This window comes from Oxalobacteraceae bacterium OTU3CINTB1, assembly GCA_024123955.1.
Taxonomy (GTDB): domain Bacteria; phylum Pseudomonadota; class Gammaproteobacteria; order Burkholderiales; family Burkholderiaceae_D; genus Rugamonas.
The window spans coordinates 4764245-4779007 of the sequence record CP099652.1; the positions used below are offsets into that span (position 1 = coordinate 4764245).

A 14763-nucleotide genomic window follows, 5' to 3' on the forward strand; every position below is an offset into this window, starting at 1 on the left:
CAGACTACCCACAAGGAACACGTGTCAGACTCACTCCCCGCCCGCGCATTGCCCAACGCCGTCGTCGGCCTGGTCGGTACGGCCACAGTGCTGGGCCTGCTGTACTTCGGCCGCGACGTGCTCATCCCCATCACGCTGGCCTTCATCTTCAGCTTTTTGATCGCGCCGTTCGTGCGCTCGCTGCGCCGCATCGGCCTGGGCCAGACCGCCTCCGTGCTCACCGGCGTGCTGCTCGTCACCGCCGCGCTGCTGATGATAGGCGCGGTGATCATTTCGCAAGTGAGCCGCCTCGGTGCCAGCCTGCCGTTGTACCAGGACACCATCGCCGCCAAGGTCGAAGCGCTCGACAGCCTCACGCGCGGCACCATCGGCAGCCTCGGCGGCCCGGCCGGCCAGTTGATCGAACACTTCACGCAAGATGTGCCGGGCACGCCGCTTGAAGCGCGTCCTGGCTTGCCTGCATCGAGCCGCATGCCGGTGCCGGTTGAAATCCACGAACCCGCGCTCAAACCTTTGCAGTTGCTGGGCAAGATCATCGCCTCGGTCTGGCCGCCGCTGGAGATGGCCGGCATCGTCTTCATCGTGCTGATCTTCGTGCTGCTGGAACATGAGGCGCTGCGCGACCGCTTCATCCGCCTGGCCGGCGGCGCCGACTTGCGCGCCACGACCATTGCCGTCAACGACGCCGGCGAGCGGCTATCGCGCTTCTTCATCTCGCAATTCGCCGTCAACGCCTGCACCGGCATCGCCATCTGGATCGGCCTGAGCGTGATCGGCCTGTCGCAGGCGCTGCTGTGGGGCACGATGACCGCCGTACTGCGCTTCATCCCTTACGTCGGCTTCTGGATGTCCGCGTTCTGCGCCACCTTGCTGGCGGCTGCCATCGATCCCGGCTGGTCGCTGGCGTTGATGACGTTCGGCTGGTTCCTGGTGGTCGACATCATCGTCGCCCAGACCATCGAGCCCAAACTGTACGGCCACACCACGGGACTGTCGCCGCTGTCGGTGGTGGTGGCGGCGATCTTCTGGAGCGCGATCTGGGGCCCGGTCGGGCTGGTGCTGTCGACGCCGCTAACCTTGTGCTTGGTCGTGGCGGGCCGCTACATCCGCGCGCTCAAGGTGCTGGAGATCATGTTTGGCGAATTGCCGGCGCTGACGATGCCGCAGAATTTTTATCAACGCATCCTGTCCGGCGACGCCCACGAGATCGTCGCCAGCGCCAAGCGCTACATGCAGCACAAGTCGCTGGCGGCCTATTGCGACGGCGTGCTGGTGCCGGCGCTGCACCTGGCCCACTTCGACCTGAAGGACAACGCCATCACGCCGGAGGAAGAGGTCAAGGTCAGCACGGCCGTGATCGCCGTCATCGAGGCGCTGAGCGGCAATCCGAAGTGGTGGAAGCGCCGGAAAAGCGTCTCGGCGCTGGCCGGCGTCGGCATCGGCCGTCAGTTGCGCGACAGCCGCATCTCGGCCACCGGCGAGTGGCAGGGATCGTTCGATGTGCCGCCCGGCAGCCTGGTGCTGACCGTGGGGCTCAGCGGCCAGTTCGACGAGCTGGCCACGGAGATCCTGGTGCGCGTGCTGCGCGAGCAAAAGATCGACGCCCGCAGCATGAGCATGGAAGATTTGGATGATGAACCGCCGCCGGAAGCGTCGCCGGAACTGGTGTCGATTGTGTGCCTGGTCAGCATCGATCCGCTGAACGACCGCCAGAAGATGGATCAGGCGATCCAGAAATTCCGCGAGAGCCTGCCGCATTGCAAGCAGTTCGCGGTGCTGTTGCCGAGCCCGTTCGAGAATCCCGATCTGCGCGATTGTACGTTCGATCAAGCCGATCACGTATCCTATTCGTTCGAGGACGCGCTGCAAAGTTGCGTGAAAGCGTTGCAAAGCAAAGCGACCTAACCTTTTGAGGACGTCTCCAAATGAGCTTGTCATTTCATATCGACTACAACGGACAATGTGAGGAGGCGTTCAACTTCTACGCCGAACACCTTGGTGGAAAGATCGGCACGATGCTTCGGCTTAAAGACGCCCCTATGCCTGCGTCACCGGCGTCGCCTGGAGATAAAATCGTCCACGCGAATATCAGTATCGATGGTGTCGAGTTGGCGGGTGCCGACGTCGACCCGATCAGCTACGAGAAGCCGAAGGGTTTTTATGTGCTGCTCGGTGTCGACTCCGAGGCGAAGGTCAGGTCCTTCTTCGACGCCTTGCAAACCGACGGGCACGTCGTGCTCTCGCCGCAGAGAACATTTTGGTCGCCCTGCTATGCAATTGTGGTCGACCGTTTCGGCGTTCCGTGGAAAATTAACCAGGGTACCTGACATCTGCGGTCAGTTGCGGAGAAGCTGATTACTACAGGAGATACATGCGCGACTCAATCAAAGCGTTTGTCCTTGCGGCGCTGTTTGCCCTAATTTGCGGATTCGCGGCACTACTCCACGCAGCGCCCTGGACCGGCGGGTCATGGCAGTCGTTACTCCGCTGGTTTGCGTCGGCTTGCTGCTTTGGATTTTTGCTGGGTGGCATATTGGCATTTGACCCGGAAAGCGACATCAAGATCAAGGCCAGCTTTATCGGTAGAGTCTCTTTCGGCGCTGCAGCGCTGATGATGCTAGCCGTACTGTGGCACTCGCCGCTCGAAGGTATCGCGCTCGCAGGCCTTTTAGGCGCTGTGCTCGGCTACTTCGGAATGTTATGGGCCAAGTATGTGGATTTCTAACTCAACAAGGCAACGCTGAATTGAGCGACTGATTAGTTCGGCAGGCCGCAACCGATCCACCCGCAAGTAATAGCCGGATCTAGCCGTGCTTAAGCCAGCATCAACGCCAGTAGGCGCTGCAAGATGGCACTCGTCGGCAAGCAAACGATAAAGCTGCCGCCTGTCATCACACAATCGCGGCCCATTCCGCAGAGGCCTCAATATGCCTTCTACCGCTATTAAGAGAATCGCCACTACGGCTCTATTTGCAATCAGCACGGCAGCGTCTGCAACCGGGAGTGATAAGCCGCCGCAATTCCTGACGGTCCCGGTATTGGGCCTGCGTGTGCCGCTCGAACACATAAACGTCGAGCCACTTCCAGAGCATATACGGGAAAAGTGTCCGCAGCTTTATGATGAGCAACGATACACGGCCCATATGTGGATATTTGGCCGGGCAAAAGACGCGGCAAGTTCGTATTATGTTCTGGCAGGTTATTACAAGCGGAGTAGTCCTGGCCCTGACAGACAAAAATACGAATTTTCCGAGCAAGGCACAGTGTTCACCGTAACGGGCGACAAGTGCGGTGGTGATGGTGCAGATGAGACTTTTGAGTCACATGACCCGAACGCCGACAATAACGGGAACGTGCCTGATCGAGTGTTAAAAATGCTTGCAGTCGATCTCGCGGCACGAACGGTGAAAGCACTCGGCGGTCGTGACAGGCTCATCGCGGAACTCAAGGCTCAGCGTGTAGATTTCGAAGCCTTGCCTCCCGAGTTACGAGAGGCATTCAGACCGTACTTCGACACAAAAAAGTAGGCATGGTATCTTTTCATCGCGCCAGTGCTCGGGCGCCGCCGGTGACGCATGCATGGCGGATTATGCTGCGCTAATCCGCCCTACGTGTCTCTGTGGGCATTTGTTCGGCCCCGGGTTTAGTTGAGCATCAACTCCGGCTGGCGCTGCACAATCGCCGTCTTCGGCAGGCACACGATGAAGCTGCTGCCCTTGCCCGCTTCCGATTTGATCTGCAAGGTGCTGCCGTGGCGCAGCAGCACGTGCTTGACGATCGCCAGGCCCAGCCCGGTGCCCTGCGTTTCGCGCGAGCGGCTCTTGTCGACGCGATAGAAACGCTCCGTCAGCCGCGAGATATGCTCCGGACTGATGCCGATGCCAGTATCCTCGACCTTGAATTTGACGCCGCTGTCGAACTCGCGCCAGACCAGATTGATCCTGCCGCCGGCCGGCGTGTAGCGCACCGCGTTCGAAGCGAGGTTGCCGAAGGCGCTGTGCAATTCCTCGTAGCTGCCCATGATGTCCGGGCCGTCGAACTCCATCGTGATCTCATGCTTGCCTGCCGACAGCGCGCGGGCGTCGCGCAGCACTTGCTCCATCAGCTTGCGCACGTCGATCTGCTCGGGCCGCATCGGGTAATCCACCGATTCCAGCCGCGACAAGGTCAGCATGTCCTCGATCAAGTGTTGCATGCGGTGGCCCTGCTCCGTCATCAGCTTCAAGTGCGCCGAGCGCGTGGCCACGTCCAGCCCTTCCGACGCGGCGATCTCCAGGAAGCCGACGATCACCGTGAGCGGCGTGCGCAGCTCGTGCGAGGCGTTGGCGATGAAGTCGCGGCGCATCTCTTCGATGCGCTCGGTCTCGGTGGCGTCGTGCGTGACCAAGATCTGGCGGCGGTTCTCGAACGGAATGATGTGCACGATCAGCTTGCGCTCGCGGAAGCTGATCGTCAACGGCTGCTCGTAGCGGCCGAGGATGATGTAATCCATGAAGTCGGGATTGCGCACCAGGTTGGTCACGCGCATGCCCTTGTCGCGCTCGTGCGTCAGGCCCAGGTGTTTTTCGGCGGCCGGATTGCACCACTCAAGGAACAGCACGTCGTCCATGATGACCACGCCGTCCGGCAGCAGGTGCATGGCCTGGCGGAAGCGCGCCAGCCATTCGGTCAGCTCAGCCTGGTTCTTTTCGTCGTCGCGGCGCATGCGGTACAGGCGCGAGAAGATGTTGGTCCAGGCGCCCCAGCCGTCGGGCAGCTTGGCGCTTTGCGGGTCGTCCATCCAATTGCTCAGCTGGTACAGGTAGGACAGCTGCACGAACACCATCACCAGCATCGCCACCAGGGCGACCACCAGGCCGGTCATCCATCCGAACATCCAGCCCAGCAAGGCGCACACCGCCAAAATAAGAGCGGTGCGCAATGCTGCCGGCACCCAGAACACCAGTTTTGGATTCATGTTTTTAAGACTTATTTTTCCGAAAGCATGTAGCCTACACTACGAACGGTCTTAATCAAATGTTCCGCTTCCTTCAGGGCCTTGCGCAGGCGCAGGACATGCACGTCGACGGTGCGTTCTTCGATGACGACGTGGTCGCCCCAGACTTTGTCGAGCAGCTGGCTGCGCGAGAACACGCGCTCCGGATGCGCCAGCAGGAACTTGAGCAATTTGTACTCGGCGTGGCCGATGTCGATCTTCTGCTCGTCCATGGAGACGGTGCAGCTGACCGGGTCCAGCATGACGTTGGCGGCGCGCATCGTCGCTTGCGCATGCTCCGGGCTCTTGCGGCGCAACAGCGCTTTGGCGCGCGCCAGCAGCTCGCGCGGCGAGAACGGCTTGGTGACGTAGTCGTCGGCGCCGCTGTTCAGGCCGGCCAGCTTGTCTTCTTCCATGCTCTTGGCCGTCAACATGATCACCGGAATCTCGTTGAACTGGCGGTCCGAGCGGATGCGCGCCAGCAGGCGCAAGCCGGTCTGGTCAGGCAGCATCCAGTCGAGCAAAATCAATTGCGGGGTGCGGGTCTGGATGAAGTCCCAGGCCTCGCCCACGCTTTGCACCGCGCAGCAGTTCCAGCCAGCTTCACGCAGGGAGAACGTCACCAGTTCGACAATCGCCGGTTCATCTTCAACGATCAGTACAGTGGTTTTATCAGATGCCATTTTCTTGTTTTACTCGCTTTGCGCCGGGACGTCGTCAGGGATCGGCTGCACGGTTTTGGTGTGACGGATATCCTTGCCTTCGACGACGTAGATAACGTATTCGGCGATGTTCTTGGCGTGATCGCCGATGCGCTCGATCGCCTTGGCGACCCACAGCGTGTCCAGCGCGGCCGAGATGGTGCGCGGATCTTCCATCATGAAGGTGATCAGGTTGCGCATGATCGAACGGAATTCGTGGTCGATCACGGCGTCCTGGGCGATCAGCTGCAAGGCCTGCTTGCCGTCGTTGCGGGCGAACGCGTCGAGCGCGTCGTGCAGCATGTCGCTGGTGTTGTTGGCGATGCCGCGCACCATTTCGTAATGGTTGACGGTGACCGCGCCGCGCGCATGCAGCGCCTTGGCGGTGCGGGCGATCTTGGTCGCTTCGTCGCCGATGCGCTCGAGGTCGGTGATGACCTTGATCGTCGCCATGATGGTGCGCAGGTCGTTGGCGGCCGGCTGGCGACGCACGATCAGGTGGCTGCAGGCGTCGTCCAGCGACACTTCCAGCTGGTTGACGGTGTCGTCCTCGCGCATCACGCGGTCGGCGCGCTCCGGGTTGCCGATGCGGAAGCAGGTCATGGCGTCGAGGAATTGCGTCTCGACGATGCCGCCCATCAGCAACACCTTGGAGCGGATGGCTTCTAATTCATTGTCGTACTGTTTGGATGAGTGCTCACCGATCATGTTCTTCTCCGTATCCGGTTGATATTATAAGTGCGATCAGCCGAAGCGGCCGGTGATGTAATCCTGGGTTTCCTTGCGGGCCGGATTCATGAAGATCTGATCGGTTTCGCCGAATTCAACCAGCTCGCCCAGGTACATATAGGCGGTGTAGTCCGAGCAACGCGCGGCCTGCTGCATGTTGTGGGTGACGATGGCGATCGTGTAATCCTGCTTCAGTTCGCTGATCAGCTCTTCCACTTTCGAGGTCGAGATCGGGTCCAGCGCCGAGGTCGGCTCGTCCAGCAGCAGCACGTCCGGTTTGACGGCGACGCCGCGCGCGATGCACAGGCGCTGTTGCTGGCCGCCCGACAGCGACAGGCCGCTCTTGGTCAGCTTGTCCTTGACCTCGCCCCACAGCGCGGCTTTTTTCAGCGCCCATTCGACGCGCTCGTCCATCTCGCCCTTCGACAGGTCTTCGTACAGGCGCACGCCGAAGGCGATGTTGTCGTAGATCGACATCGGGAACGGCGTCGGCTTCTGGAACACCATGCCAACCTTGGCGCGCAGCATGTTGACGTCCTGGCCTTCTTCGAGGATGTTACGGCCGCGGTACATGATCGAACCTTCGGCGCGCTGGCCCGGGTACAGGTCGTACATGCGGTTCAGGGTGCGCAGCAGGGTCGACTTGCCGCAGCCGGACGGGCCGATGAAGGCCGTCACCTGGCGCTCGTGGATGTCGAGGTTGACGTTGGTCAGGCTCTGGGTCTTACCGTAAAAGAAATTCAGGCCGCTGATTTCGATGGTCTTGCGTTTGTTGCCAGTCATGACGGCGGTGTTTTCCGGGCTCAGTTGCGTATTCATTTTCGATCGCTTTTCTAGTGGTCGATGAGATTTAATTCGGGATTTTTTGGCTGAACAGGGTGCGCGAGATGATATTCAGCGCCAACACACTGAAGGTCACCAGCAGCGCGCCGCCCCAGGCCAGGTCGCGCCAGTTATCGTAAGGGCTCATCGCGAAGCCGTAGATCACCACCGGCAGGTTGGCCATCGGGCCATTCATGTCCTTGCTGAAGAACTGGTTGTTCAAGGCGGTGAACAGCAGCGGCGCGGTTTCGCCGGAGATGCGGGCCACGGCCAGCAGCACGCCGGTGATGACACCGGCCTTGACGGCGCGCAGGCGCACCAGCATGGCCACTTTCCAGCGCGGCGCGCCGAGGGCGAAGGCCGCTTCGAGCAGGCTGTTCGGCACCAGGCGCAGCATGTTGTCGGTGGTGCGCACCACGACCGGGATGGCGATCAGCGCCAGCGCGATCGAGCCGGCGTAACCGGAGTAATGCTTGGTGGTGGCCACGTACATGGCCCAGACGAACATACCGATCACGATCGATGGCGCCGACAGCATGATGTCGGTGACGAAACGGGTGATCGACGCGATCTTGTTCTCTTCGCCGTATTCGGCCAGGTAAATGCCGGCCAGGATGCCGATCGGCGTGCTCAACAACGTCGACAGGCCGACGATCATGAAGCTGCCGAAGATGGCGTTGGCCAGACCGCCGCCCTCGCTGCCAGGGGCCGGTGTGGTTTCGGTGAACATGTTCACGCTCAGCGCGCCGAAGCCCTTGATGATCAGGGTGACCAGGATCCAGGCCAGCACGGCCAGGCCGATGGTCATGGCGAACACCGACAACGCGATGCCGATGCGGTGTTGCAGCAGGCGCTTGCGGTAGACCTTGTTGACCGGCGCGGGGATGCTTGCGGCGGAGTTGATGACGGCTTGGTTCATTTGACGCCTTCCTTGCGGGACATGCCGGCCAACATCAATTTGGCGGCGGACAGAACAATAAACGTGATAACAAACAGGATCAGTGCCAGCGCGAACAGTGACGACGTGTGCAGCACGGTGTCGGACTCGGCAAATTCGTTGGCCAAGGTCGAGGCGATCGAGTTACCGGCAGCGAACAAGGAGAACGACAGCTTGTTGGCGTTACCGATGACGAAGGTGACGGCCATCGTCTCGCCAAGCGCGCGGCCCAGGCCGAGCATGACGCCGCCGACCACGCCGGTCTTGGTGTAAGGCAGCACGATCTTGCGAACCACTTCCCAGCGGGTGCAGCCGAGGCCGTATGCGGATTCCTTCAGCACGGCCGGCACGATCTCGAACACGTCGCGCATCACCGACGAGATGAACGGGATGATCATCACGGCCAGGATCAGCGCGGCGGTCAGGATGCCGATACCCATGGTCGGGCCGCTGAAGAACGGTCCGATGATCGGCAGCGGGCCCAGTACGGCTTTGAGCAATGGCTGCACGTGGTCGCCGAACAGCGGCGCGAACACGAACAGGCCCCACATGCCGTAGATAATCGACGGCACGCCGGCCAGCAGCTCGACGGCAGTGCCCAGCGGGCGGCGCAGCGAGGCCGGGCAGATTTCGGTGAGGAACAAGGCGATGCCGAAGCTGACCGGGAAGGCGATCAGCAACGCGATGCCGGACGTGGCCAGGGTGCCGACGATAGCGATCAAGGCACCATATTTATCGTTGACCGGATCCCATTCGACAGTGGTGATGAAGGCCGGGCCGAACTCCTTGAAGGCCGGCCAGGCGCCGACCATCAGCGAGATGATGATGCCAAGCAGCACCGCCAGCACGGACAGCGCGAACGTCATCGTCACTTTATGGAAGAAGAAATCCTGGATGCGCTGGTTGCGCATGGTGCGGTGCATCGCCTGCATGGCAGCTTGCTCGGCAGCGGTCGTCTGGTTCGACTGGGCTGTGCTGGTGTGCATCGACTGCTCCGGTTTTGGAAGTGGCGTGGAAGTGATATCAGCGCTCATATTGTTATCTCGTTGATGTAGGCTAGCCTGCGGCGTCCGGTTGGGCGCCGCAGGCTAACCCCCTCGCCGCCTTGAACTTGCCGGGCGGCGAAGGGAGTCAGGATTAGTAGATGGCCTTGCCCGAAGCGTCTTTCAGGTTGGCTTTCCAGGAATCCTGCACCAGTTTGATCACCGAAGCCGGCAGTGGAACGTAGTCCAGTTCGACGGCAGCGTTGCCGCCCGATTTGAAGGCCCAGTCGAAGAACTTGACGACTTCCTTGCCTTTGGCCGCGTCAGCCTGCACCTTGTGCATCAGGATGAACGACACGCCGGTGATCGGCCACGAGTTTTTACCAGCCTGGTCGGTCAGCACGACGCCGAAGCCCGGGGTCTTGGTCCACTCGGCATTGGCGGCGGCGGCCTTGAAGAACTCGTCGTCAGGCTGCATGAAGTTGCCGTCCTTGTTCTTCAGCTGGGTGTGCGACATCTTGTTCTTTTTAGCGTAAGCCCACTCGACGTAGCCGATCGAACCCTTGATACGCTGAACGTTGGCGGCGACGCCTTCGTTGCCCTTGCCGCCCACGCCGACGACCCACTTCACAGCGGTGCCCGAACCGATTTTGGTCTTGAATTCGGCGTTGGTTTTCGACAGGAAGTCGGTGAACAGGAACGAGGTGCCCGAACCGTCGGCGCGGTGCACAACGGTGATGTCTTCCGCTGGCAGCTTGACGCCCGGGTTGACGGCGGCGATTTCAGGCGCGTTCCACTTGGTGATCTTGCCCAGGTAGATGTCGCCGACGATCTGGCCGGTCATCTTCAGCTGGCCAGGGGTGATGCCGTCGAGGTTGACGATGGTGACCACGCCGCCCATGATGGCCGGGAACTGCATCAGGCCTTCGGCGTCCAGGTCTTCCGCTTTCAGTGGCATGTCCGACGCGCCGAAGTCGACGGTCTTGGCTTTGATCTGCTTGATGCCAGCGCCCGAACCGACGGACTGATAGTTCAGGCCGTTGCCGGTGGCGGCTTTGTACTGCTCGGCCCACTTGGCGTAGATCGGGTACGGGAAGGTGGCGCCGGCGCCGGTCATATCGGCGGCGGTGGCGGCCGACGAGAATGCCATGACGGCAGACACGCCCACTACCAGGGAAGAGATCAATTGTTTGATTCGCATTTCAAGTCCTTTGTTATGACAGGTTAGGATGCTGCGCAGTCTACCGGGGCAATATGACAGGTTTATGACATGCCAAAAAAATCTCGGAAATAACCATGTGTCCATGTTTTTTACGCCCTTCTCCCTATGAGAACGCCTAATATGTCATAAACGGACTGGTCAATGTTACGCCCTCTTGTCACAATTGTGACAAGCGTCGACGTCATTTATGACAGGCCTTGTCACAGAGTTGTCATATTTTGTATTTACACTGTTGCAATCATTATTCTGTCGATACAGGCTAGAATTACACCATCTGCAAAGTGATTAAAAAGACATGAAGCCTGACTTGCATGCTGAAGTAAACAAGAACTCTGCGTTTCTGGACCGGGAACTGTCGCAACTGATGTTCAACCGGCGGGTTCTGGCGCAAGCCGAAGACAAAAACATTCCTTTATTAGAGCGCCTGCGTTATCTGTGCATCGCCAGCAGCAACCTGGACGAGTTTTTCGAGGTGCGCGTAGCCAGCCTGCTGGCCGCCGGCAGCGTCGACGGCTCGCTGGCCAACCACCCCGCCCTGGTCGCCACGCTGTCGCGCATCTGCGAGGAATGCCATGTACTGGTCGAACACCAATATGAAATCCTCAACCAGGAAGTGCTGCCCGAATTAGCCGCCAACGGCGTCCACCTGGTGCGCCACAACGAGCGCAACGAAGCCCAGCGCGCCTGGGTCAAGGAATACTTCGATACCGAGGTGCGCCCGCTGCTGACGCCGATCGGCCTCGATCCGGCCCACCCCTTCCCCCAGGTCGTCAATAAAAGTCTCAATTTCATCGTCTCGCTGAACGGCAAGGACGCCTTCGGCCGCGGCACGGCGATCGCCATCGTCAAGGCGCCGCGCGTGCTGCCGCGCGTGATCCGCTTGCCCGACGAGCTATCCGACAGCGGCGGCGTGTCGTTCTGCCTGTTGTCGTCGATCATCCACGCGCACATTTCCGACCTGTTCGCCGGACGCGAAGTGATCGCCTATTCGCAATTCCGCGTCACCCGCGACAGCGACCTGTGGGTCGACGAGGACGAGGTCAAGAACCTGCGCCAGGCGCTCAAGGGCGAGCTGCAGGGCCGCCAGTTCGGCACCTCGGTGCGGCTGGAAGTGGCCAAGAACTGCCCGCCGGAACTGTCACAGTTCCTGCTCGACCAGTTCGGCCTGCATCAAAGCCGCCTGTACGCGGTCAACGGCCCGGTCAACCTGGTGCGCCTGACCGAAATCATGGACCACGTCGACAATCCCGCGCTGCGCTTCCCGCCGTTCTTCCCGGGCATCGCGCAAAAACCGGGCAGCGCCGACATCTTCGCCGCGCTGCGCAAGGGCGACATCCTGCTGCACCACCCGTTCCAATCATTCCAGACGGTGATCGACTTCATCCGCAGCGCCGCGCTCGACCCGGCCGTGGTGGCGATCAAGCAAACCATTTACCGCACCGGCATGAACTCGGATTTGATGGAGTCGCTGATCACCGCCGCGCGCATGGGCAAGGAAGTGACCGTCATCGTCGAGTTGAAGGCGCGCTTCGACGAGGAAGCCAACATCAACTGGGCGGATAAACTCGAACAGGCCGGCGCCCAGGTGGTGTACGGCGTGGTCGGCCTGAAAACCCACGCCAAGGTGGCGCTGGTGATCCGCCGCGAGGAAGGCAAGCTGCGCTTCTACGCCCACCTCGGCACCGGCAACTATCACCCGACAACGACCAAGTTCTATACCGATTTCGGCCTGCTGACCTGCCATCCGGGCATCAGCCAGGAGGTCAACGAGGTGTTCATCCACCTGACCAGCCTGACCAAGCCGCACCGCCTGACACATTTGTGGCTGGCGCCGTTCGCGCTGCAAAACGAGATCATCAAGGCCATCCGCAACGAGGCGCGTATCGCGCGCGCCGGCCGCCCGGGACGTATTATTGTTAAGATGAACGCGCTGGTGGACGAATCGGTGATCCGCGCGCTGTACGCGGCGTCCAAGGACGGCGTCAAGATCGATCTGATCGTGCGCGGCGCGTGCACCTTGAAGCCTGGTGTGCCGGGACTGTCGGAAAACATCCGCGTGCGCTCGATCATCGGCCGCTTCCTCGAGCACAGCCGTATTTACTACTTCCGCAACGATCTGGCGCACGACGTGATGCTGTCGAGCGCGGACTGGATGAGCCGCAATCTGTTCCGCCGCATCGAGGTGGCCTTCCCGATCCTGGACAAAACCCTCAAGCGGCGCGTGCTGGCCGAGGGCTTGAATCCGTATCTGAAGGACAACGTCAACGCGTGGGAGCTGGAAGCGGACGGTCATTACACACGGCGCAAGACGCGCGCCAAGCAGGTTGGTTTCAGCGCGCAGCAGCATTTGATGGACACGCTGGGCACGCCGGGGACCAGCCTCGGCGACAGTTAATAAAAATAATGCACGGCGGGCCGGAAGGTTCGCCGCTGGGATCTTTTTCTAATATCAGGAGAAAAGCATGGATCTCATTTTATGGCGGCATGCGGAAGCCGAAGATGCGGCGCCGGGCATGTCCGATCTGGAACGCGCGCTGACGACCAAGGGCGTCAAGCAGGCGCGCCGCATGGGGCAATGGCTCAATTCCCAGTTGCCCGACAGCTGCCGCATCCTGGCCAGCCCTTCCGTACGCACCTTGCAGACGGTCGAGGCGCTGGGACGCAAATTCAAAATCCATACCGATCTGGCGCCCGGCGCCGATCCGTCCGATATCCTGAAGGCGGCTAACTGGCCGGGCGGCAAGGATTCGGTGCTGGTGGTCGGCCATCAGCCGACCCTGGGCCAAGTCGCCTCGATGCTGTTGACGGGCGACGATCTGGAGTGGGATATCCGCAAGGCCAGCGCCTGGTGGTTCGCGCAGCGCGATCCGGGCAATGCCATGAGCGTGTATCTGAAGGCGGTGATGGCGGCCGACCTGGTGGTGAAATAACGACGGCGCGATCACGGTCGAGCTTGCAAAGCGGCAATGATCTGCTAAAGTGAAATCGTACCAACCAGAGGGGGATACGATGTTTGCCTTGCTCACGATGGGGATCTTCGGAGGAATGATCGCCCTTGTTGTCTACGAAATAGTGCAGGAAACCGCAGGCAGCAAACAGAAACTGACCGACCGCTATCACGAATAGCATCTCGCTTCGTACGAAGCCCGCTCGGCGCCGATTGGCGCCGATGTTCGTTTACGGCCGGCCCGGTCTTACCGACCGGTTTTGAACTTGGTGTAGGTGCGGGTGATCACGCGGCGGATATCCGCCGGCACCGCTTCCGGCGCCGCCATGCGCTGCTTGTCCGCCTCGGACAGGAAAATCGTCTTGTTGGCGGCGATGTCCTTGCGCACGAACTTCAAACTGGCCGTGTTCGGGTTGGCGTAGAACACCTTGTTGGTCAGGCTGGCGTGCACTTCGGGACGCATGATGTAGTTGATCCACAAATGCGCGTTGTTCGGATGCGGCGCGTCGGCCGGAATCGCCATCGTGTCGAACATCAACGCGGCCGGCGTCTTAGGAATCAGCGCCTCGATCACATTGCCGTTCTTGGCGTCCACCGCGCGCTGGCGGGCGATGTTGATGTCGCCGGACCAGCCCAGCGAGACGCAGACCGCGCCGTTGGCCAAGTCGTTGATATAGCCCGACGAGCTGAACAACGTTACGCTGGGACGAATCGCCGTCAGCAGCTTGCCCGCCTCGGCGTAGTCGCCGGCGTTTTTCGAGTACGCCGGCTTGCCGAGGTACATCAGCGCGGCAGGCAACACCTCCGATGGCGAATCCAGGAACGACACCCCGCACGATTTCAGCTTGGACACATACTCAGGCTTGAACAGCAGGTCCCAGGCGTTCTCCGGCATCGGCAGGTTGCCCAGCGCGGCCTTGACCTTGTTGACGTTGATACCGACCGTGGTATAGCCCCACAGCCAGTCGACCAGATATTCGTTGGCCGGGTCGATGCTGGCCAGCTTGGCCTGGATCGCCGGATCGAGGTTCTTCAGGTTCGGCAGCTTGGACTTGTCCAGCTTGCGCAGCAACTTGCCTTCGATTTGCAGGCGCGCCCATGGCGCCGTCGGCACCACGATATCGTAACCGGACTTGCCGGCCACCAGCTTGGAATTGAGAATCTCGTTGTTGTCGAAAACATCATAACGGACCTTGATGCCCGTTTCTTTTTCGAAGTTTTTAACCGTGTCTTCCGCGATGTAATCGGACCAGTTATAGATGTTGAGGACTTTTTCCTCGGGCGCCTGGGCGGCGACCTGCCCCACGGCGGCCATCAAACCTGCGGCGACCAGCGCCGCGCCAACGAACTTCCCTGCCATAGCACCTCCGAAAAGTGGATTCATACACAACCCGTGATGATCGGGCATCCACCGTTTCCACGCAAGGAGTTCGTTAGAAATAGACCG

General features: G+C 60.6%; 14 protein-coding genes. 6 read left to right on the forward strand and 8 right to left on the reverse strand.

What is annotated here, in order from left to right; all coding sequences use genetic code 11:
- Positions 1–21 precede the first annotated feature (21 nt).
- The 4 genes from NHH73_20540 to NHH73_20555 all read left to right on the forward strand — a co-directional run bounded on the left by NHH73_20540 (position 22) and on the right by NHH73_20555 (position 3527).
- A complete protein-coding gene (locus NHH73_20540) occupies positions 22–1905 on the forward strand; it encodes an AI-2E family transporter (GenBank protein USX24982.1) in 1884 nt (627 codons plus the stop codon).
- 20 nt (positions 1906–1925) lie between these two features.
- Complete coding sequence (locus NHH73_20545) at positions 1926–2327, forward strand: VOC family protein (protein ID USX24983.1); 402 nt, start codon at positions 1926–1928, stop codon at positions 2325–2327.
- 44 nt (positions 2328–2371) lie between these two features.
- Positions 2372–2725 (forward strand): hypothetical protein, encoded by a 354-nt coding sequence (locus NHH73_20550; protein USX24984.1) that lies wholly within the window; start codon positions 2372–2374, stop codon positions 2723–2725.
- Between the two features lie 202 nt (positions 2726–2927).
- Positions 2928–3527: a hypothetical protein gene (locus tag NHH73_20555; GenBank protein USX24985.1), complete on the forward strand. Its 600-nt coding sequence runs from the start codon at positions 2928–2930 to the stop codon at positions 3525–3527.
- 116 nt (positions 3528–3643) lie between these two features.
- Here the strand turns inward: NHH73_20555 and phoR are convergent, their stop codons facing one another.
- The 7 genes from phoR to pstS all read right to left on the reverse strand — a co-directional run bounded on the left by phoR (position 3644) and on the right by pstS (position 10348).
- On the reverse strand, positions 3644–4957 hold the full coding sequence (gene phoR / locus NHH73_20560) for a phosphate regulon sensor histidine kinase PhoR (GenBank protein ID USX24986.1): 1314 nt from the start codon (positions 4955–4957) through the stop codon (positions 3644–3646).
- A gap of 11 nt (positions 4958–4968) precedes the next feature.
- Positions 4969–5658, reverse strand: a complete 690-nt coding sequence (locus tag NHH73_20565) for a response regulator (GenBank protein USX24987.1) — start codon at positions 5656–5658, stop codon at positions 4969–4971.
- A 9-nt stretch (positions 5659–5667) separates the two neighbouring features.
- Positions 5668–6384 (reverse strand): phosphate signaling complex protein PhoU, encoded by a 717-nt coding sequence (gene phoU, locus NHH73_20570; GenBank protein ID USX24988.1) that lies wholly within the window; start codon positions 6382–6384, stop codon positions 5668–5670.
- Between the two features lie 36 nt (positions 6385–6420).
- Complete coding sequence (gene pstB, locus NHH73_20575; GenBank protein USX24989.1) at positions 6421–7224, reverse strand: phosphate ABC transporter ATP-binding protein PstB; 804 nt, start codon at positions 7222–7224, stop codon at positions 6421–6423.
- A gap of 31 nt (positions 7225–7255) precedes the next feature.
- Entirely contained in the window at positions 7256–8146 is an 891-nt protein-coding gene (gene pstA, locus NHH73_20580; GenBank protein USX24990.1) for a phosphate ABC transporter permease PstA, read from the reverse strand.
- The gene (pstC, locus tag NHH73_20585) at positions 8143–9150 is read right to left on the reverse strand and encodes a phosphate ABC transporter permease subunit PstC (GenBank protein ID USX24991.1); all 1008 of its coding nucleotides are present in this window, start codon (positions 9148–9150) and stop codon (positions 8143–8145) included. Before pstC ends, pstA begins: the two co-directional genes overlap by 4 nt.
- Before the next feature lie 151 nt (positions 9151–9301).
- Positions 9302–10348: a phosphate ABC transporter substrate-binding protein PstS gene (pstS, locus tag NHH73_20590; GenBank protein USX24992.1), complete on the reverse strand. Its 1047-nt coding sequence runs from the start codon at positions 10346–10348 to the stop codon at positions 9302–9304.
- 316 nt (positions 10349–10664) lie between these two features.
- Between pstS and ppk1 the strand changes: the two genes are divergently transcribed.
- Together ppk1 and sixA are read left to right on the forward strand one after the other, a co-directional pair.
- Complete coding sequence (gene ppk1 / locus NHH73_20595) at positions 10665–12764, forward strand: polyphosphate kinase 1 (GenBank protein USX24993.1); 2100 nt, start codon at positions 10665–10667, stop codon at positions 12762–12764.
- 67 nt (positions 12765–12831) lie between these two features.
- A complete protein-coding gene (sixA, locus tag NHH73_20600) occupies positions 12832–13299 on the forward strand; it encodes a phosphohistidine phosphatase SixA (protein ID USX24994.1) in 468 nt (155 codons plus the stop codon).
- 264 nt (positions 13300–13563) lie between these two features.
- On the opposite strand, the gene NHH73_20605 is transcribed toward sixA, so the two are convergent.
- Entirely contained in the window at positions 13564–14676 is a 1113-nt protein-coding gene (locus NHH73_20605) for a polyamine ABC transporter substrate-binding protein (protein USX24995.1), read from the reverse strand.
- Positions 14677–14763 lie beyond the last annotated feature (87 nt).

Coding starts and splice junctions, on each gene's coding strand:
- NHH73_20545 (USX24983.1), top strand. CDS start 1,926: ATGAGCTTGTCATTTCATATCGACTACAACGGACAATGTGAGGAGGCG.
- NHH73_20550 (USX24984.1), top strand. CDS start 2,372: ATGCGCGACTCAATCAAAGCGTTTGTCCTTGCGGCGCTGTTTGCCCTA.
- NHH73_20555 (USX24985.1), top strand. CDS start 2,928: ATGCCTTCTACCGCTATTAAGAGAATCGCCACTACGGCTCTATTTGCA.
- phoR (USX24986.1), bottom strand. CDS start 4,957: ATGAATCCAAAACTGGTGTTCTGGGTGCCGGCAGCATTGCGCACCGCT.
- NHH73_20565 (USX24987.1), bottom strand. CDS start 5,658: ATGGCATCTGATAAAACCACTGTACTGATCGTTGAAGATGAACCGGCG.
- phoU (USX24988.1), bottom strand. CDS start 6,384: ATGATCGGTGAGCACTCATCCAAACAGTACGACAATGAATTAGAAGCC.
- pstB (USX24989.1), bottom strand. CDS start 7,224: ATGAATACGCAACTGAGCCCGGAAAACACCGCCGTCATGACTGGCAAC.
- pstA (USX24990.1), bottom strand. CDS start 8,146: ATGAACCAAGCCGTCATCAACTCCGCCGCAAGCATCCCCGCGCCGGTC.
- pstC (USX24991.1), bottom strand. CDS start 9,150: ATGCACACCAGCACAGCCCAGTCGAACCAGACGACCGCTGCCGAGCAA.
- pstS (USX24992.1), bottom strand. CDS start 10,348: ATGCGAATCAAACAATTGATCTCTTCCCTGGTAGTGGGCGTGTCTGCC.
- ppk1 (USX24993.1), top strand. CDS start 10,665: ATGAAGCCTGACTTGCATGCTGAAGTAAACAAGAACTCTGCGTTTCTG.
- sixA (USX24994.1), top strand. CDS start 12,832: ATGGATCTCATTTTATGGCGGCATGCGGAAGCCGAAGATGCGGCGCCG.
- NHH73_20605 (USX24995.1), bottom strand. CDS start 14,676: ATGGCAGGGAAGTTCGTTGGCGCGGCGCTGGTCGCCGCAGGTTTGATG.